Source organism: Craterilacuibacter sp. RT1T (assembly GCF_023502145.1).
Lineage (GTDB): Bacteria > Pseudomonadota > Gammaproteobacteria > Burkholderiales > Chromobacteriaceae > Craterilacuibacter.
Genome location: NZ_JAMFLI010000001.1, coordinates 191653 through 210586, shown reverse-complemented (window position 1 = coordinate 210586; position 18934 = coordinate 191653). Strand labels below are relative to the sequence as shown.

The window sequence follows — 18934 nt, the reverse complement described above, 5'->3', positions numbered from 1 at the left end:
AAATTATTCAGCCTTCGCTGCGGTTGGGACTGAAGCTTTCCCACTCGCCACAGGCGGGGCAATGCCAGAAAAAGGCGCGCGAACGGAAGTTGCAACGGCGGCAACGATGCTGGGTCAGGCGTTGCGCATACTTGAGCACCAGCCCTCGCACCAGCTCGGCATCCGAACGCCCTTCCTGCGTCAGCAAGCCGCCCATTTGCGCTTCGATCAGGCGGTAAGCACCGGTCAGATTGGGGCGCGCATGCACGGCTTCACGCGTCACGCTCAGCGCACGCGCCTCCCCTTCGTAGGTCGCCACCTTCTCGTACAGCAGGTCGGTCAGCTCCAGCTGCGGGAAGGTTTCGCTATAGCCCTTGATCAGCGCAATACCCTCGGCCGGCTTGCCCAGTTTTTCATAGGCGTCAAACAGGCGCTCGGCGGCCATGGAAAGGAAGGCGTAGTTCTGTTTTTCTATCTTCTGCCAGGCCGCAATCGCAGCCGGGTAGTTTTCCAGCGCAAACTCGATATCGCCCAGAATCAGGCTGGCACGAACACACTTACGGTTTACCGCCAGAGCTTCGGCCACATACTCGCGCGCCTTGTCGCTATTGGAGCGATACAGCTCGCCTTGAGCCAGCTCGCAATAAAACTGCGCGACTTCATGCTGGAACGAGTGCGCATCGGTACGCAGTTCGCGCGCGGTTTCGATCGCTTTTAACCAATCCCTATCCTGCTGGTAAATGTCCAGCAACTGCTGGCGCGCAGACAGCCCCATATTGCCGGACAGCAAGCCCTGCAGGATTTCTTCGGCCCGGTCGACCAGACCGGCCTTGTGAAAGTCCTGCGCCAGCTCGAAACGCATGCGCTCGCGCATTTCGGGCGAGATATCGGGCGCATCCAGCAAAGACTGATGCAGGCGGATGGCACGATCATTCTCGCCGCGCTTGCGATACAGCTTGCCCAGCGTCAACGACAAGTCGAACGACTGCGGCTCTTGGCGCACCACTTCGGCCAAGGCCTGCGATGCGACATCGGTTTTGTCGTCAACCAGCGCATCCAGCCCTTTAAAAAAGCCTGCCGGCAAGGCCTTGGCCTGTTTGAGCACCGTGCGCATATCGACACGCGCAGCCAGCCAGCCCAGCGCAAAAAAGGCCGGGAACAGCAATAACCACCAAAGATCTAGTTCCAAAGATAAACCCCGGGGGAAGTCAGGGCGCGCACTCAGTCGGCCAGTGCGTCGCTGGGATCAGCCGACACACGTCCGGCCTGACGGTTTCTCAACTCTTTCTTGAGCTGGGAAAGCTCGCGGCGTACGCGCAAATAATAGGAGAAAGTTGAAATCAGCCCGATCACCGCCCCGGCCACAAAGAACAGCAGCAGGAACAGGATCAGTGGCGCATGCCACGACTGACCGAAAAGCAGTTTGAACTCGACAACGGCACTATTCTGGACGGTAACGGCGACCAGAATGACCAGCAGGATGATTTCGATCAGACGGATAAAATAGCGCATGGGCTCACTCACGACGATTTATGGCCTGAAGTGTAAACGAATCCGCCCCCTGCCCCCAAGCACCACCGCACAAAAGAAAACGCCGCACCATGAAGGTGCGGCGTTTTTTAGAGCAAGTCAAAGCAAGTGTCAGCTTGTCTGTTCGGACAAATCGACACGTTCACGCAGTTCCTTGCCCGCCTTGAAATGAGGCACGTACTTCTCAGGAACGGCAACGCTGCTACCCGACTTGGGGTTACGACCAACCCGCGGCGGACGATAGTTCAAATCGAAACTACCGAAACCGCGGATTTCGATCCGCTCACCCTGAGCCAAGCTGCCGGCCATCGCATCCAGTATGGTTTTGACGGCCAGCTCAGCGTCTTTGGAGACCAACTGAGGATAACGCTCTGACAGCCTCGCAATCAGCTCAGACTTGGTCATGACGCAACTTATTCGTTGTTGCTACCGGACAGCTTAGCCTTCAGCAGCGCGCCCAGGCTGGTGGTACCAGCGCTGACGTTAGCTTCGGAAGTGGCAGTCAGGTTACGCATTGCTGCGGTTTCGTCCTGTGCATCCTTGGCTTTGATCGACAGGCTGATCGAGCGGGTCTTGCGATCCACAGCGATAATCAGCGCCTCGACGGCATCGCCTTCCTTCATCACGGTACGCATGTCTTCGACACGGTCACGCGAAACTTCGGAAGCACGCAGGTAGCCTTCAACATCGCTGTCCAGCGCAATCACGGCGCCCTTGGCATCGATAGTCTTAACCACGCCATTCACCAGCGCGCCCTTGTCGTTCATGGCCACGTAGTTGTTGAACGGATCGCCTTCGAGCTGCTTGATACCCAGCGAGATGCGCTCTTTCTCAACGTCGATGGACAGAACAACAGCCTCGACTTCGTCACCCTTCTTGAAGCGGCGAACAGCTTCTTCGCTGGTTTCGCTCCAGGACAGGTCGGACAGGTGAACCAGACCGTCGATGCCGCCTGGCAGACCCACGAATACGCCGAAGTCGGTGATCGACTTGATGGCGCCGGAGATCTTGTCGCCCTTCTTGAAGTTCTGTTCGAACTCGTCCCAAGGGTTAGCCTGGCACTGCTTCATACCCAGGCTGATACGACGACGCTCTTCGTCGATCTCGAGGATCATGACTTCAACTTCGTCACCAACCTGAACAACCTTGGATGGGTGAACGTTCTTGTTGGTCCAGTCCATTTCGGACACGTGAACCAGACCTTCGATACCCTGTTCGATTTCAACGAAAGAGCCGTAGTCGGTCAGGTTGGTCACTTTACCGAACAGGCGGGTGCCGGACGGATAGCGACGGGACAGACCAACCCATGGATCATCACCCAGCTGCTTCAGGCCGAGGGATACACGGTTCTTCTCTTGATCGAACTTCAGTACCTTGGCTTCAACTTCATCGCCAACGGCCAGAACTTCGGATGGGTGCTTCACACGACGCCATGCCAGGTCGGTGATATGCAGCAGGCCATCGATGCCGCCCAGATCAACGAATGCACCGTAGTCGGTGATGTTCTTGACGATACCTTTAACCACAACGCCTTCGCGCAGGGTTTCCAGCAGCGCCTTGCGCTCTTCGCCCAGGGTCTCTTCCAGCACGGCGCGACGCGAAACAACGACGTTGTTGCGCTTGCGATCCAGCTTGATCACCTTGAACTCAACCTGCTTGCCTTCGTATGGCGTGGTGTCCTTAACCGGACGCACGTCAACCAGCGAGCCTGGCAGGAAGGCGCGGATGCCGTTAACCATAACGGTCAGGCCACCCTTGACCTTGCCGCTGATCAGACCGGACAGGATCTTGCCGGCTTCCAGAGCCTCTTCCAGATCAATCCAGGCCGCCAGACGCTTGGCTTTTTCACGCGACAGCTTGGTTTCACCAAAGCCGTTTTCGATGGCATCGATCGCAACGGTGACGAAATCACCGATCTTGACTTCGACTTCACCGTTGTCGTTCTTGAATTCTTCGACCGGAACCAGCGACTCGGACTTCAGGCCGGCGTTCACGGTTACAAAGTTGGAATCAATGCCGATAACTTCGGCAGTGATCACTTCGCCAATGCGCATTTCCTGGAGTTCCAGGGATTCTTCAAACAGTTGGGCGAAGTTTTCCATAGCGGAGGTAGTCATTAAGATTACTCACACGTGCATGCCTTGCGACACGCGGGGTTAGGGTTGGTCAAACGCCTGGCCGACATCGGACAGACGGGTACTACAAACTCAATGGCCGGATCAGACCGACTGCTCGAACCAGCCCAGCACTGCCGCCACTGCAAGGTCGACTGTCATTTCGCTGGTATCGAGAAGACGGGCATCCGGCTCCTGCCGCAGCGGCGCCACAGTGCGGGCCGCATCGCGTGCGTCCCGCTCGGTGATGTCCTGCAGAATGCGCGGCAGATTAGCAGAATCTTCCTTGCTTATCAACTGTTTATAGCGCCGCTCGGCTCTGACTTCGGCGTCTGCGGTCAGGAAAACCTTGAGGCTGGCATCGGGAAAAACCACCGACCCCATGTCGCGGCCATCGGTCACCAGGCCTGGCGCCACCCGGTAGGCACGCTGGCGCTCCAGCAAAGCGGCACGCACCAAAGGCAGGGCGGCAATGGCGGAGGCACCCATACCGATTTCCTCGGCCCGGATCGCATCGTCCACCGCTTCGCCAGCCAAATACACCGCGCCATCACGAAATTCAGCCGGCAAAGTGCGGGCCAGCGCCGCCACCCCCGCCTCGTCGCTCCAGCTTGTGCCGCTGCGCTGCGCATAAAGTGCCGTCAAACGGTATAGGGCACCCGAATCCAGATAGGCAAAACCCAGTTTTGCCGCAACCAGGGCAGCGACCGTACCCTTACCCGAAGCGGATGGACCATCAATAGTGATGACAGCAATCGTCATGATCGTTTAACTTCTTTCCTGCGGAGCCGCCATCAATGCGCGCTCCGACCTGACTAAAAAGAAGATTCTAGCCCAGCGAAGCACCGGACGGCCACATTCCGGCACCCGCTCGCCCTTACTAACCGGCACCGCCACTACCAGGATTTTGCATCTCGCCATGAAACAGCTTCATCTTGCACCGATAGCCCGTATCGCCGGAACCGTCGAATTGCCCGGCTCCAAAAGCATTTCCAACCGCACCCTGCTGCTGGCCGCGCTAGCGCACGGCAGCACGCGCGTGCGCGGCCTGCTGGACGCAGACGACATCAGCCATATGCTGGGCGCTCTTGGCCTGCTGGGTGTCAAGATCGAACGCCAAGGCGAAAGCCGCGACTTTCTGGTACACGGTGCGGATGGCGAGTTTCCGGTCAAGAATGCCGAACTGTTTTTAGGCAATGCCGGTACTGCCTTTCGCCCGCTGACGGCCGCACTGGCCTTGATGAACGGCCACTATCAGCTGTCGGGGGTTGCGCGCATGCATGAGCGCCCGATAGGCGATCTGGTCGATGCCCTCAAGGTTGCCGGTGCCGATATCCGCTATCAGGGCAGCAAAGGCTATCCGCCGCTGGCCATCTCCCCGGCCCGTATCGACACGCATGCGGTGATTCCGGTCAAAGGCAATGTGTCCAGCCAGTTTCTGACTGCGCTCTTGATGGCGCTGCCGCTCACCGGCAACACGGTCACGGTCGAAGTCATCGGCGAGCTGATCTCCAAGCCCTATATCGAGATCACGCTCAAACTGATGGCGCGCTTCGGCGTCGTGGTTGAACGCAAAGCCTGGCAGCGTTTCACCATCGCCGGCGGACAAAGCTATCTGTCTCCGGGCGAAATCCATGTCGAGGGCGATGCCTCCAGCGCGTCGTACTTCTTGGCGGCCGGCCTGCTAGGCGGCGGCCCGGTGCGGGTGAGCGGTGTCGGGCGCAACAGCATACAGGGCGATGTAAAGTTTGCCGACGCACTCTCACAGATGGGAGCCCAGATCAGCATGGGCGACAACTGGATAGAAGCTGCCGCGCACGGGCCGCTGCAAGCCATCGATCTGGATGTCAATCATATTCCGGATGCAGCCATGACGCTGGCGGTGGCTGCGCTGGCGGCCGAGGGCACAACCACCTTGCGCAATATCGAGAGCTGGCGCGTCAAGGAAACCGACCGCCTGAGCGCGATGGCCACTGAACTGAGAAAACTCGGTGCCACGGTGGAAGAAGGACAGGACTTCATCCGCATTACGCCGCCAGCAAAGCTGACACCCCATGCCGAAATCGACACCTACGACGACCACCGCATGGCCATGTGTTTCTCACTGGCGGCGCTAATGGATACGCCGGTCACCATCAATGATCCGGACTGCGTCGCCAAGACCTTCCCCGGCTATTTTGACGCACTGGCTCAATTGGCAGAAAGCAGGCTCTGAGCCCCGCCACACACTGGCGCCAGCCCTGAAAAACGGCTGGCGCACAAATTCTGTGCGGCAGCGGCGGATGGCAGATGCTTTACTGATAAATACCATCAGGGTTTAACGAGGACATCTGCCATGCTTTTCAATAGCCGCCATAGCTACGGCAGCGTAGCCCGTGCTTTTCACTGGCTCAGTGCACTAGCCGTGATCATTGTGCTTTCACTGGCACAGATCAAAGATCTCTTCCCCAAACAGTCGGAAGCACGGGTCGAGTTGTGGCTGTGGCATATCAACTTCGGCATCATCATTTTCCTGCTGGTGCTGCCACGCATTGTATGGCGCTTGGGCAATAAGCTGCCGGCCATCACCCCGTCTCCCAGCGCACTGGACACACTACTGGCCCATATCATCCACTGGACGCTCTACGCGCTGATGGTCATCACGCCCATCTTCGGCCTGTGGTCCTTGCAGGCCGGCGATGCGACCGTCCACTTATTCAGCCTGCCGCTGCCGCAATTATTCGGTGTCGACGACGCCCTGTCCCACGACATCAAGGAAATACACGAGACGCTGGGCAATGTGGTGTTGTGGCTAGTGCTGGCGCATATCGCGGCCGCACTGTGGCATCACTACCGGATCAAGGACGACACCCTTAGCCGCATGGGCGGACCGCAAAAACCGGACTAAACGGCAAGCTCTGGCATCAGCTGCCACGCACAAAACGCTGATGCCAGGCAAGGCGGGCACTACGCGCCCGCTCGAACAATTGCTGCATGGCGTCGGCGTCGGCATCCGCAATCAGCGTCTGAAGCCCTGCCAACTGCGCCTGATAGTCGGCCAACTCGGCCAGCAGGGCATCGCGGTTAGCCAGTGCGATATCGCGCCACATCTCGGGGTGGGAGCCAGCGATACGGGTGAAATCCCGAAAGCCGGTGGCGGCAAAATCAAAACGGCGCGCCGCATCCGGGTGCGCCGCAATCATGTCGACAAAGGCAAAAGCCAGCACATGCGGCAGATGTGACACGCTGGCAAATACGCTGTCGTGCTCGGCCGCGCTCATTTCATGCACACTGGCACCACACGCCTGCCACAGTTCACGCACAGCCTGCAGCACTGCCACAGCCGTTTCCGGCAAAGGCGTCACCACCACCTTGCGGTTCTGATACAGGCCATATTGCGCCGCCGCCGCTCCCGACAAATCCGAGCCGGCAATCGGGTGTGCCGGTACGCATTGCGCAAGCTGCGCCGGCAGGCAGGCACGCATCAGCGCCGCCACATCGCCCTTGGTACTGCCGGCATCGGTCACGATGGTATGCGCGGGCAGTACCGGCGCCATCGCATGCATCAGCGCGGCCATCTGCCCCACTGGCGTAGCCAGGAGCACCATGTCGGCACGCGCGCAAGCCTCGGCGATATCGTGGCTCACCTCGTCCACCACGCCCAGCTCCAGCGCACGCTGCATATTGGCCGGCGAGCGTCCGACGCCGATCACCCGACCGACCCGGCCGGCATGACGGGCCGCCAGCGCCAGCGAGCCGCCGATCAGGCCGACCCCGGCCACCACCAATGTTCCTATCGCCCCTTGTTCTGCCACGCTATCCCCGTTTTGCCACTGGCACCTTCACAAGTGCGCCATCCGATGATTGAATGCAACCTATGATAAGCGAATTATTGGCAGGCGACGATGGCATCCCTCTACATCTACTACCGGCCGCTTGAGGCTACGGCCGCACTGGCGCAAAAAATAAGCACCATGCAGGCGGCGCTGGCACTGGAAAGCGGCATACACGGCCAGTTATTGCGCCGCTGCGACGATGGCCACACCTGGATGGAGGTGTATCCGGGGATTAAACAGCGCGAAGCATTCGGGCACGCACTGGCACAGCTGCTGGCCTGCCACGGGCTAGACGAAGCCTGTGGCGAACGCCACACGGAATGGTTTGAATGCTGGCCGCTGGCGGGCGCAGAAAATTAAGGCGCGCAGGCAAGGCGCGCCTGCAGGCGCTGCGCCAGCGCAAAATCATCCCACACGCGCGCATCCAACCTTGCCAGCGGCCAGATGCCGATCAGGCTATTGCATAGAAAAACCTCGTCCGCCATCAGTACATCCTGCGGCAACAGGCGCACCACTTTCGGCGAGTAACCCAGCGCAGGCAAGCTATCCAGCAGCCAGGCACGCAGCGCGCCGCTCACTCCGCAGCGATCCAGCGCCGGGGTCAGCACCTCGCCGCCACGAAGCACAAACAGATTGCTCATGGTGCCCTCCACCACATAGCCCTCGCTATCCAGCATCAGCCCCTCGCGTAACGCCGGGTCTTGCCACTCCGAGCGGGCCAGTACGTTCTCCAGCCGGTTCAAGTGCTTGATGCCGGCCAGGCGTGGCTGGATGGCCAAACGCATGGCGCACCAGCGCGCTGCCACCCCCTCTTGCGCACACGCGGGCGGATAACCGCCCCATGCACTCACCGCCACCACCCGGCTACCCGCAGCCGCCATCGGGATGGCGTAGCCGCGCAAGCCCTCCCCCCGGCTGATGGTGACCTTGGCCACCGCGCGCGCCAGGCCGCTTGCGGCGCGCGCAAGCTCGCCCAGCAACACCGCCTCGTGCGGACAGGGCAAGGCCAGCGCCGCACAATCCGCCTGCAAGCGCGCCCACTGCCACGGCCATAGCCGCGGCTGTCCGCCTACCAGCTCCAGCGTGCGATAGATACCATCACCATAAGCCAGCGCGCGGTCATGCACACTCAGGGCGTCGGCGGGTTCGCCATTGACCAGCACCATCAGGCGTGCTCCACGCCCAGCGCCCGCAACAGGCCGCGCGCCTTGTGCCGCGTCTCCTGCAATTCGCGCTCGGGGTCGGAGTCGGCCACGATGCCGCCCCCCGCCCGAAAGCGCAGTTGCTGCTCTTGCTGCATAAAGGTGCGGATCAGGATATTCAGGTCCAGCGTGCCGTCATGGTTCAGATAGCCCAGACTGCCGGTGTAGGCACGGCGTGCGCTGTTCTCCAGCTCGCGGATAATCTGCATGGTGCGCACCTTGGGGCAACCGGTGATGGTGCCACCGGGAAACAGCGCCCGCAGCACCTCCACCGGGGTCACATCGGGGCGGATGCGCCCGCGTACATTGGATTCGATATGATGCACATAGGCGTAGCTGGCAATCGCCATCAGCTCGTTCACTTCCACCGTACCCGGCTGTGAAATCCGCCCCAGATCGTTGCGCTCCAGATCGATCAGCATCACATGCTCGGCGCGCTCCTTGCTGCTGTCAGCCAGACGCTGCTTCAGCGCGGCATCCTCGGCCGCATCCTTGGAGCGCGGATGGGTGCCGGCAATTGGCCGCGTATCGGCCCAACCGTCGCGTACCCGCACCAGACGCTCGGGCGAGGAACTGACAATCTGGGCTTCCCCCAAGTCGGCCAGCGCCGAAAAGGGCGCGGGATTGGCCAGACGCAAGGCGGCATACAGATCGGCGGCGCGGACTTCGGTCGCCAGTTCGGCACGCCAGCCACGCGAAATATTCACCTGGAACACATCGCCTTCGACGATATAGTCCTTCAGGCGCACGACGGCATCGGTATACCAGTGCGGCGGATCTTCCTCCAGCGCAGCCAGCTGTACCGGCCGGGCGGCAAAAGCCGGGCACGCCTGCACCCGCGCCTGCAATGCCTCCAGCAACTCGGCGCTTTCCGCCATCAGCGTCGCCTGACCGCTGCTGCGCTCGAGCAAAACCGCTGCCGGAATACGCGACAATGCAGCTAACGGGAAGCTATCGGCCAGCGCCGGCGCAACCGAAGGCTCGAACTCGGACAGCAAGTCATAGCCCAGATAAACAAACCAGCCGCCGCTAAAAGGCAGCTGTTGCGCCGGCAGGGACGCATCCACCGGCAAGGCGCGCAGATCGGCAACAAAATCCGCCCCCTCCCCGCCCTGATAGATGCGGGTCTCTTGTGGCAGGGCAAACAGAATGTCCCAACCGCTGTCGCCGGAAGACTGCAACAAATAAGGGAACGTGGCCCGGTCGGCGGCATAAAGCGCCAGAAGATCAGGGGCTGAATCGAGTAATCGGCTAAACATGTATCGTCCGCAAGGTGGCGCAGGCTGAAAAAAAGAAAACCGCCGCGAGTGTATCGCAGCGGTTTTTTCCGTCAAGGCCGGACAGTCCGGTCAGATTTTGCGGAATACCAGCGTGCCGTTGGTGCCGCCAAAACCGAAGGAGTTGGAGATGGCCACATCGATCTTCATATCGCGCGCGGTATTGGCCACATAGTCGAGGTCGCAACCGGCTTCGAAGTCCTGCTCCTGCAGGTTGATCGTCGGTGGCGACACCTGATGATGCAGCGCCAGAATGGAATAGATCGCTTCCACCCCGCCCGCGCCACCCAAGAGGTGACCGGTCATCGACTTGGTCGAGTTCACCACCAGCTTATGCGCATGGTCGCCGAAGACAAGCTTGAGCGCAGCGGTTTCGTTGGCGTCGCCCAGCGGCGTCGAGGTGCCGTGTGCATTGACGTAATCAACTTCATCAGCATTGACGCCGGCATCCTTGAGCGCGTTTTTCACGCCGCGTGCCGGGCCTTCCGCATTCGGTGCCGTGATATGGTAGGCGTCCGAGCTCATGCCGAAACCGGCAAGCTCGGCATAGATGGTCGCCCCGCGCGCCAGCGCGTGCTCATACTCTTCCAGCACCAGTACGCCAGCGCCTTCACCCATCACAAAGCCGTCGCGGCCCTTGTCCCAGGGACGGGACGAAGCAGCCGGATCATCATTGCGGGTGGACAGCGCCTTCATGGCGGCAAAGCCGCCAACCCCCAGACGGGCAATCGCGCATTCGGCACCACCGGCCACCATCACATCCGCGTCGCCGTACTGGATCACGCGCGCCGCGTCACCGATGCAATGCGCACCGGTTGTGCAGGCCGACACAATGCCGTAGCTCGGGCCCTGATAGCCCTTGAGAATGGAGACATGGCCGGCAATCATATTGATCAGCGAGCCGGGGATAAAGAACGGACCGATTTTGCGCGGACCGCCCTCGATCAGGGCCACACCGGTATCCTCGATCAGCGGCAAGCCGCCGATACCGGAGCCGATATTGACGCCGACGCGGGTCTTGTCCAGACGCTCGTGCGCATCCAGACCGGAATCGGCAATGGCCTGCAAGGCGGCAGCGATACCGTAATGGATGAAAGCATCCATACGGCGCGCATCCTTGGCAGGAATATATTGGGTGATATCGAAGTCTTTGACTTCACCGGCAATCTGGCAAGCCAGATCACTGGCATCGAAACGGGTAATACGACCAATGCCGCTCTTGCCAGCCAGCAGCGTGGCCCATGCACTAGCCACATCGTTACCGACCGGGGACACCTGACCGAGGCCGGTGATTACGACTCTGCGTTTTGACACAGGGACTCTCCATTGAAAGAGAAAAAAGCTGTCTTGCGTGATCCTGCCACTGTCCCAACTGATACAGGACAGTCAAACACACGTTTGGGCAGTAAAAACTGAAAGACCCCTGCGTGGTGAGCCATGGCCACACCGGCAGAGGTCTTGGGCAATCCCGTGAAGGGATTACTTGTTCAGGTGGGCAGTGACGTAGTCAACAGCCTGCTGCACGGTGGTGATCTTCTCGGCATCTTCATCCGGAATTTCGCACTCGAACTCTTCTTCGAGCGCCATCACCAGTTCCACGGTGTCAAGGGAGTCCGCACCCAGATCGTCAACGAAGGAAGATTCGATCTTCACTTCGGCTTCGTTCACACCCAGTTGCTCAGCGACGATTTTCTTGACGCGCGCTTCGATATTTTCCATTTGTAACCCTTCGCCTTTCTGTTTCGGGACAAGCTGAACCCGAGTATTCTACAAAAAAAAATTAGAGTAGCCCAACTAAAAATTTATGATTCATCATAAATTCATTCAGGGCATCAACATCCCGCCATTTACATGCAAGGTCTGACCCGTGATATAGGCCGCCTTGTCCGATGCCAGAAACACGACGGCATCGGCAATATCTTGTGCATCGCCCAAGCGCCCCAGTGCGATCTGGCCAACCAGAGCCTCACGCTGCGCCTCGGGCAGCGCACGGGTCATATCGGTGTCGATAAAGCCTGGCGCCACGCAATTCACCGTAATGCCGCGACTACCCACTTCACGCGCCATCGACTTGGTAAAGCCGATGATACCCGCCTTTGCCGCGGCATAGTTAGCCTGACCCGCATTCCCCATCACGCCGACGACCGAGGCAATATTGATCACCCGGCCAGAGCGCGCCTTCATCATGGCGCGCAGCACGGCTTTGGATGCCTTGAATACCGACTTGAGGTTGGTATCCATAATATCGTCCCAGTCGCTGTCCTTCATCCGCATCAGCAGGCCGTCACGGGTGATGCCGGCATTGTTGACCAGAATGGCGATGGCACCATGTTGTTTTTCTATCACAGCCACCAGATTCTCGATCGCGTCGTCGGCGGTGACATTCAGCTCCATGCCCAGACCGCCAAACTCGGCCAGCCGTGCCGAAATCGCCACGGCACCGGCTTCCGATGTCGCCGTTCCAATCACGATCGCGCCTTCGCGCGCCAGCGAGTCGGCAATGGCGGCACCGATGCCGCGCGATGCCCCGGTGACCAGTGCCACTTTACCCTTCAAGCTCATAGCATCCCCTTCCCTGCAATATGTCAGAGCAGTTCGCTGCGCGCAGCTTCCAGCGCAGCAGCATCCACCAACGCCAGACAGCGCACACTGCTGTCGATGCGCTTACCCAAACCGGCCAGCACCTTGCCCGGACCACATTCGGCCATCAGCGGCAGGCCATCGGCCACCAGCTTCTGCACCGTTTCGGTCCAGCGCACCGGACTATACAGCTGGCGCGTCAGCGCATCACGAATCTGATCCGCATCCTGATAGCTCGCCACATCGGCGTTATGCAGCACCGGGATGGCCGGCGCATTGATATGCACGCTCTTGAGCGCCACGGCCAGTTGCTCGGCGGCAGGGCGCATCAGCGCGCAATGCGAAGGCACGGAGACCGGCAGCGGCAAGGCGCGCTTGGCACCCTTGTCCTTGCACAGTGCCATGGCGCGCTCGACGGCAGCCTTGTTCCCGGCAATCACCACCTGCCCTGGCGAATTGAAGTTCACCGGCTCGACCACCTCGCCCTGCGCCGCTTCGGCGCAAGCGGCGACGATATCGGCATCCGCCAACCCCAAAATGGCGGCCATAGCCCCCACGCCGGCCGGCACGGCCGCCTGCATCGCTTCGGCACGCAGGCGCACCAGCTTGATGGCTTCGGCAAACGGCAAGGCGCCCGCCGCCACCAAGGCGGTGTACTCGCCCAAGCTATGACCGGCCAGCGCAGCAGGCTGAACACCGCCCAGCTCCTGCCACGCGAGATAGGTTGCGTAACCGGCCGCCAGCATAATCGGCTGGGTATTGACGGTTGCGTTGATGGCGTCGGCCGAATCGGCGTTCAGCATGGCCCACAAATCCAGCGACAAAGCATCGGATGCTTCGGCGAAGGTATGCCGGACAACAGGCAGACCTTCGAAGCCGGCCATCATATTGAGGCTCTGCGAGCCCTGACCGGGAAAAACGAAAGCAAAAGCCATAAACCGCCCCCTTGAAGATGTCGCGCCTAGCGCGCAATGTCCGCCGGCATCGCCGGCAGACTCAGTACGTCAGCAATACGGCACCCCAGGCAAAACCACCGCCTATGCCTTCCAGCAAAACAGTCTGCCCACGCTGGATACGGCCATCGCGTACGGCGGTATCCAGTGCCAGCGGAATCGATGCCGCCGAGGTATTACCCTGCTCGGGCAAGGTCACAATCACCCGCTCCATCGGCAGTTTCAGATGCTTGGCCGTCGATTCGATAATGCGCAAATTGGCCTGATGCGGCACCAGCCAGTCCACCTCGCTCTGCGCCACGCCCGCTTCGGACAGCGTCTTGTTGGCGATATCGGCCAGCGCCTTAACGGCAAACTTGAATACCGCCGGACCATCCATAAACAGATAAGGCATGCCCTGAATCTTGCCGCCGGAAATCTGTGCCGGCGTATTCAGGATGTCCTTGTAACGCCCGTCGGCAGCCAGCTTGGCGTGACGGATGCCGGGCGTATCGGATGCGCCCAGTATCACAGCGCCAGCACCATCGCCAAACAGCACGCAGGTGCGGCGGTCTTCCCAGTCCAGGATGCGCGTCAGCACTTCGGCGCCGATCACCAGCGCCTTGGTCGCCAGACCGGCCTTGATATAGGCATCGGCGGTCACCAGGGCATACATAAAGCCGGCACATACCGCCTGCACATCAAAAGCCGGGCCGCCATGAATGCCCAGCTTTTCCTGCAACAGGCAGGCTACGCTGGGAAACACCATATCCGGCGTGGTGGTGGCAACAATAATCAGATCGATCTCATTGCGGTCTATGCCGGCGCTGGCTATCGCCGCTTCGGCAGCATGCAGGGCAAGATCGCTGGTTTTCTGATCGGGGTCAGCAATACGACGCTCGCGGATACCGGTACGGGAGACAATCCATTCATCGGAGGTCTCCACCCGTTCGGCCAGCGTCGCATTGCTTAGCACCGTAGATGGCAGATAGCTGCCGGTGCCAAGAATGCGGGAATAAATCATATTATGCAGGAACCTGATTCGCTTGGGCCTCGGCGCGCTGTCTGTTCTCTTGGTGCAGCGCGACCTGGTCGGTAATGTGGCCTATTACGTCGGAGTCGACTTCCTCGCAAGCCTGCTCCAGCGCAAAACGGAATCCTATCGCGTCGGTTCCACCGTGGCTCTTCACCACAATGCCCCTCAAGCCCAGCATGCTGGCACCGTTATAACGACGGGTATCGACGCGCGACTTGAAGTGTTTCAGCACCGGCATTGCGGCCAGCGCACACAGGCGCGTCCACCAGGTGCGGGTGAACTCTTCACGCAGGAAAACGGAAATCATGTGCGCCAGACCTTCGGAAGTCTTGAGCGCGACATTGCCGGTAAAGCCGTCGCATACCACCACATCTACCGTACCCTTGTAGATATCGTCGCCTTCGACATTACCGTAAAAATTCAGTTCGGACGCCCGGAACAGCTCGGCGGCCAGCTTGATATTGCCGGTGCCCTTAATCTCTTCGGAGCCGATATTCAGCAAGCCCACAGTCGGACGTGCTTGATGCGACACGCTGGCGACCAGTTCGGCCCCCATCATGCCAAATTGCAGCAGTTGCTCCGGCGTGCAATCGACGTTGGCGCCCAGGTCCAGTACGCAAGTGGTGCCGCGAACGGTAGGCATCAGCTTGGCAATGGCGGGACGGTCGATACCCGGAATGGTTTTCAGGACAAATCTGGCGGTTGCCATCAAGGCACCGGTATTGCCGGCGGAAACACACGCCTGAGCGCGGCCTTCCTTGACCAGATTAATAGCCACCCGCATCGACGAATCTTTTTTGTTCTTGAGTGCAAGCTGGGGCGCTTCATCCATGTCTACGACCTGAGTCGCATGCTGGATCTCGATGCGCGAACGCAACTGCGGCGCGCAAGAATGCAGCCCGGCTTCGATGGCCGTGCTGTCACCCACAAGAATCAAGGTATTGTCGGGATGGTCGTGCAGAAATTGGATGGATGCGGGAATGGTGACCTTGAGTCCAACGTCACCACCCATGGCATCCACCGCTACGGTGATACTCATCAGCGTCTTCGGTAGTCAACTACCTGTTAGCTTGCACAGGCAGTCAAGGTGAACGATTACTCGCTCTTGGCCTTCACAACCTGGCGACCGCGGTAGAAACCGTTAGGGCTGATGTGGTGACGCAGATGACGCTCACCGGTCGTCGCTTCAACAGCCAGCGAAGGAGCGGTCAGGAAATCGTGGGCGCGGTGCATACCACGCTTGGATGGGGATTTTTTGTTCTGCTGAACGGCCATGATTGACTCCTAAAAAATTCAAACTTTATTCGGACTTGGGTTTCTTGAGCGCAGCCAGCACCGCGAACGGATTCGGCTTTCCGGCTTTGCCGTGCTCAAGCAACTCGTCACCGCACTGATCGTGTTTGGGTGACAAGGACAAGCCCATGATGATCTCGTCTTCGACCAGCGCGATCACGTCCAACTCTTCCTCGGCCATAACAGCATCGAGTTCTTCGTTGTCCTCGACAGCGGCAGCCAGTTTCTCTTCGTCCCGGAAGAACGTCAGTACGGCTTCACTCTCTATGGGATATTCCATAGGCTCCAGACAACGCTGACAGATGACATTAACTGTCCCTGTCACCTTGAGCCGGAGAGACGGGCGGCGCGAGCCATCCATAAAGCCTTCAGCCGTAAACTGAACCGCCCCGCTGTTGTCAGCGAGGTTTTCCAGTACACGTTCATCCAGGTCGGCGATGGTGCGGCGACCATTGCGACTTTGGCCATCACGGCCAAACGCGAGCGGATCGATCAAAATCGGGTTAGACATAAACGCGAGATGATATAATTGCCGCCACGGATTTGTCAAAGCAATCAAGCCTCAACATGCAAAAAGCCATCGTACTTGCCTCCACCTCGCGCTACCGGCGCGAAATCGTCGAACGTCTGGGCCTGCCCATCCATTGCGCCGCACCCGTTTGCGACGAAACACCGCTCGCCGGCGAAAGCGCACTGGAAACGGCGGTGCGTCTGGCACGCATCAAGGCCATGTCGCTGGCCGACGCCCATCCCGATGCACTGATCATAGGCGGCGATCAGGTCGCCCTGCTGGACGGCCAGCAGATAGGCAAGCCCGGCAGCTTTGAAAACGGCGTCGCCATGCTGCAATGGATGAGCGGGCGCACCGTCGTCTTCCACTCGGCGCTGGCGCTTTATAACAGCAAAAGCGGCCGTCTGCAGGAAAACGTCGGCCTGACCCGCGTTACCTTGCGCCCGTTAAGCGAAAGCCAGATCCGCCATTACCTGACGCGCGAGCCGGATGCCCTGCACTGCGCCGGCGCAGCCAAAAGCGAGGGTCTGGGCGGTGCGCTGCTGCAAAGCGTCGAATCCGACGACCCCAACTCCCTGATCGGCGTTCCCCTGTTCGCCCTGATCAGCATGCTAATCAACGAAGGCATAGACATACTCTGATGACCGGCACCCTTTACCTGATCCCGACGCCGCTGGGCGATGAAAACACCCCGTGGCTGCCCGAGCACGAACGCCTGCGCGTCATCCACATCACCACCTTTGTGGTCGAGGCCGAAAAAACCGCGCGCAAGCACCTCAAGGCGCTGGGCGTGACGACGCCGATACGCGAGCTGACGCTCAATACGCTGAACGAACACACGCCAGAAGCGGATGTCGCCGCACTATTGCAGCCTTTGCTGGACGGGCAGGATGTAGGCCTGGTATCCGAAGCCGGCTGCCCGGCGGTGGCCGACCCCGGCGCGCAACTGGTGGCACTGGCCCACGCCAAGGGCGTGCGGGTGGAGCCCATGATAGGGCCGTCGTCGATTTTGCTGGCGCTGATGGCCTCCGGCGCCAATGGCCAGTGCTTCGCCTTTCACGGCTATCTGCCGGTTGATGGCGGCGAACGCAGCCATGCCATTCAGGCACTGGAAGCGCGCTCGCGCCAGAATAAGGAGACGCAGGTCTTTATCGAGACGCCTTACCGCAACAACACCATGCTGGCCGAGCTGAGAAAAACCCTCGCGCCATCCACACGCCTGTGTGTAGCGGCCGATTTGACCCTGCCTAGCCAGACCATCGTCAGCCTGCCGCTTGCCGACTGGCCCAAGGACGCACCCGACTTTCACAAGCGCCCGGCCATCTTTATCGTACACGCATAAAAGCAGCGCCGCGCCGGCATACGGCGCGGCCGCTTAAGCCCATCCTTATCAAGCGGACACCGCAGCCCTATGCCGGCCATGCCCCCCATCATCACCTCCTTGCTCGACACCGACCTGTACAAGTTCACCATGCTGCAGGTGGTGCTGCACCAGTTCCCCGCCGCACATGGCGAATACGCCTTTAAATGCCGCAACACTCCGCAGCGCCCGCTCGCTGCACTAAAAGACGAACTCGAAGCACAGCTGGATGCGCTGTGCGCGCTGCACTTCACTCAGGACGAACTGGGCTATTTGCGCAGCCTGCGCTTTATCAAGAGCGATTTTGTCGACTATCTGGAGCTGTTCCATCTGCAGCGGCGCTTTATCCGCGTCAGCGAACAGGGGGATGAACTGCTGGTCAGCATCAAGGGGCCGATGATACAGGCGATGTTCTTCGAGATTTTCGTGCTCGCCATCGTCAACGAGCTCTATTTCCAGCCGCTGGACAATAGCGTCGTACGCGCCGAAGGCCAGCGCCGGCTGCAAGAGAAAATCGCCCGCCTGCAAGCCTTCAGCCAGAGCGCACGCCCTGGCGAGCACAGCCCGCTGCTGATGTCCGACTTCGGCACCCGCCGCCGCTTCTCGCGCGACTGGCACGCCCATGTTGTCGCCAGCCTGCACCGGGAAGTCCCCGCTATTTTTCGCGGCACCAGCAATGTCTATCTGGCGTGGCAGCTGGGCATTACGCCAATCGGCACCATGGCGCACGAATTTTTCCAGGCGTTCCAGGCGCTGGGCGTGCGCCTGCGCGACTTTCAAAAGGCGGCACTGGAAGCGTGGGTGCAGGAATATCGTGGCGATCTGGGCATTGCCCTGACCGATGTGGTCGGCATGGAGGCCTTTCTCGCCGACTTCGATCTTTATTTTGCCAAGCTGTTTGACGGGCTGCGCCACGACAGCGGCGACCCTTATCTCTGGGGCGAGAAGGCCATTGCCCACTATCAGGCACTACGCATTCCGCCGCACAGCAAGATGCTGGTCTTTAGCGATGCACTCAACGTAGACAAGGCGCTGGCGCTGCACCAGCATTTCAGCGAGCGCATACAGGTGAGCTTCGGCATCGGCACCAACTTCAGCAACGATATGGGGCTCACCCCCTTGCAGATCGTCCTCAAGCTGGTCAGCTGCAACGGCCAACCGGTCGCCAAGCTGTCCGACAGCCCGGGCAAAACCATGCCCACCGACGCCACCTTCCTCGCCTACCTGCGGCAGGTGTTCGGGATCAGGGAATAAGAAACGGGAGTGGGGAGTGACGCCGGTTCCCGTTTATCGGGGATTTGGGAT

Annotated in this window: 22 protein-coding genes; 6 read left to right on the top strand and 16 right to left on the bottom strand. The window is 60.0% G+C overall.

Going from position 1 to position 18934, the window contains the following annotated elements; translation table 11 throughout:
- Positions 1 to 7: 7 nt before the first annotated feature.
- The 5 genes from lapB to cmk form a co-directional block, all read right to left on the bottom strand.
- On the bottom strand, positions 8 to 1168 hold the full coding sequence (gene lapB, locus M3P88_RS01070; RefSeq protein ID WP_249614245.1) for a lipopolysaccharide assembly protein LapB: 1161 nt from the start codon (positions 1166 to 1168) through the stop codon (positions 8 to 10).
- 32 nt (positions 1169 to 1200) lie between these two features.
- Positions 1201 to 1491, bottom strand: a complete 291-nt coding sequence (locus tag M3P88_RS01065; RefSeq protein WP_124734072.1) for a lipopolysaccharide assembly protein LapA domain-containing protein — start codon at positions 1489 to 1491, stop codon at positions 1201 to 1203.
- Between the two features lie 129 nt (positions 1492 to 1620).
- Positions 1621 to 1914 carry an integration host factor subunit beta gene (locus M3P88_RS01060; RefSeq protein ID WP_124734071.1) on the bottom strand — a complete coding sequence of 98 codons (294 nt, stop codon included), beginning with the start codon at positions 1912 to 1914 and terminating at the stop codon, positions 1621 to 1623.
- Between the two features lie 8 nt (positions 1915 to 1922).
- The gene (gene rpsA / locus M3P88_RS01055; RefSeq protein ID WP_249614244.1) at positions 1923 to 3626 is read right to left on the bottom strand and encodes a 30S ribosomal protein S1; all 1704 of its coding nucleotides are present in this window, start codon (positions 3624 to 3626) and stop codon (positions 1923 to 1925) included.
- Between the two features lie 102 nt (positions 3627 to 3728).
- Positions 3729 to 4385: a (d)CMP kinase gene (gene cmk / locus M3P88_RS01050; RefSeq protein ID WP_249614243.1), complete on the bottom strand. Its 657-nt coding sequence runs from the start codon at positions 4383 to 4385 to the stop codon at positions 3729 to 3731.
- Between the two features lie 157 nt (positions 4386 to 4542).
- Between cmk and aroA the strand changes: the two genes are divergently transcribed.
- Together aroA and M3P88_RS01040 are read left to right on the top strand one after the other, a co-directional pair.
- Entirely contained in the window at positions 4543 to 5838 is a 1296-nt protein-coding gene (gene aroA, locus M3P88_RS01045) for a 3-phosphoshikimate 1-carboxyvinyltransferase (protein ID WP_249614242.1), read from the top strand.
- Positions 5839 to 5958: 120 nt separating this feature from the next.
- Positions 5959 to 6510, top strand: a complete 552-nt coding sequence (locus M3P88_RS01040) for a cytochrome b (protein ID WP_249614241.1) — start codon at positions 5959 to 5961, stop codon at positions 6508 to 6510.
- Between the two features lie 16 nt (positions 6511 to 6526).
- Here the strand turns inward: M3P88_RS01040 and M3P88_RS01035 are convergent, their stop codons facing one another.
- A complete protein-coding gene (locus tag M3P88_RS01035; RefSeq protein WP_249614240.1) occupies positions 6527 to 7417 on the bottom strand; it encodes a prephenate dehydrogenase in 891 nt (296 codons plus the stop codon).
- A 90-nt stretch (positions 7418 to 7507) separates the two neighbouring features.
- On the opposite strand from M3P88_RS01035, the gene M3P88_RS01030 reads away from it, so the two are divergent.
- Positions 7508 to 7798, top strand: a complete 291-nt coding sequence (locus tag M3P88_RS01030) for a DUF4936 family protein (RefSeq protein ID WP_249614239.1) — start codon at positions 7508 to 7510, stop codon at positions 7796 to 7798.
- Here M3P88_RS01030 and pabC read toward each other — a convergent pair.
- The 10 genes from pabC to M3P88_RS00980 all read right to left on the bottom strand — a co-directional run bounded on the left by pabC (position 7795) and on the right by M3P88_RS00980 (position 16269).
- On the bottom strand, positions 7795 to 8604 hold the full coding sequence (gene pabC, locus M3P88_RS01025) for an aminodeoxychorismate lyase (RefSeq protein ID WP_249614238.1): 810 nt from the start codon (positions 8602 to 8604) through the stop codon (positions 7795 to 7797). The two genes, M3P88_RS01030 and pabC, sit on opposite strands and share 4 nt — an antisense overlap.
- On the bottom strand, positions 8604 to 9899 hold the full coding sequence (locus M3P88_RS01020; RefSeq protein WP_249614237.1) for an aminodeoxychorismate synthase component I: 1296 nt from the start codon (positions 9897 to 9899) through the stop codon (positions 8604 to 8606). Before M3P88_RS01020 ends, pabC begins: the two co-directional genes overlap by 1 nt.
- 90 nt (positions 9900 to 9989) lie before the next feature.
- Positions 9990 to 11231: a beta-ketoacyl-ACP synthase II gene (gene fabF / locus M3P88_RS01015; RefSeq protein WP_249614236.1), complete on the bottom strand. Its 1242-nt coding sequence runs from the start codon at positions 11229 to 11231 to the stop codon at positions 9990 to 9992.
- Positions 11232 to 11396: 165 nt separating this feature from the next.
- On the bottom strand, positions 11397 to 11636 hold the full coding sequence (gene acpP / locus M3P88_RS01010; RefSeq protein WP_124734062.1) for an acyl carrier protein: 240 nt from the start codon (positions 11634 to 11636) through the stop codon (positions 11397 to 11399).
- 105 nt (positions 11637 to 11741) lie between these two features.
- Entirely contained in the window at positions 11742 to 12479 is a 738-nt protein-coding gene (fabG, locus tag M3P88_RS01005) for a 3-oxoacyl-ACP reductase FabG (RefSeq protein WP_249614235.1), read from the bottom strand.
- A gap of 23 nt (positions 12480 to 12502) precedes the next feature.
- Positions 12503 to 13432 (bottom strand): ACP S-malonyltransferase, encoded by a 930-nt coding sequence (gene fabD, locus M3P88_RS01000; RefSeq protein ID WP_249614234.1) that lies wholly within the window; start codon positions 13430 to 13432, stop codon positions 12503 to 12505.
- A 61-nt stretch (positions 13433 to 13493) separates the two neighbouring features.
- Positions 13494 to 14453 (bottom strand): beta-ketoacyl-ACP synthase III, encoded by a 960-nt coding sequence (locus tag M3P88_RS00995; protein WP_249614233.1) that lies wholly within the window; start codon positions 14451 to 14453, stop codon positions 13494 to 13496.
- 1 nt (position 14454) lies between these two features.
- A complete protein-coding gene (plsX, locus tag M3P88_RS00990; protein ID WP_249614232.1) occupies positions 14455 to 15504 on the bottom strand; it encodes a phosphate acyltransferase PlsX in 1050 nt (349 codons plus the stop codon).
- A 56-nt stretch (positions 15505 to 15560) separates the two neighbouring features.
- Complete coding sequence (rpmF, locus tag M3P88_RS00985) at positions 15561 to 15740, bottom strand: 50S ribosomal protein L32 (RefSeq protein WP_124734057.1); 180 nt, start codon at positions 15738 to 15740, stop codon at positions 15561 to 15563.
- Between the two features lie 25 nt (positions 15741 to 15765).
- Positions 15766 to 16269 carry a YceD family protein gene (locus M3P88_RS00980; RefSeq protein ID WP_124734056.1) on the bottom strand — a complete coding sequence of 168 codons (504 nt, stop codon included), beginning with the start codon at positions 16267 to 16269 and terminating at the stop codon, positions 15766 to 15768.
- A 56-nt stretch (positions 16270 to 16325) separates the two neighbouring features.
- Here M3P88_RS00980 and M3P88_RS00975 point away from each other — a divergent pair, with 56 nt between their 5' ends.
- The 3 genes from M3P88_RS00975 (at position 16326) to pncB (ending at position 18883) form a co-directional block, all read left to right on the top strand.
- On the top strand, positions 16326 to 16910 hold the full coding sequence (locus M3P88_RS00975; protein WP_249614231.1) for a Maf family nucleotide pyrophosphatase: 585 nt from the start codon (positions 16326 to 16328) through the stop codon (positions 16908 to 16910).
- Positions 16910 to 17611, top strand: coding sequence for an SAM-dependent methyltransferase (locus tag M3P88_RS00970; protein ID WP_249614230.1), 702 nt, complete (start codon positions 16910 to 16912; stop codon positions 17609 to 17611). Before M3P88_RS00975 ends, M3P88_RS00970 begins: the two co-directional genes overlap by 1 nt.
- 78 nt (positions 17612 to 17689) lie before the next feature.
- Positions 17690 to 18883: a nicotinate phosphoribosyltransferase gene (pncB, locus tag M3P88_RS00965; RefSeq protein WP_249614229.1), complete on the top strand. Its 1194-nt coding sequence runs from the start codon at positions 17690 to 17692 to the stop codon at positions 18881 to 18883.
- Positions 18884 to 18934: the final 51 nt, after the last annotated feature.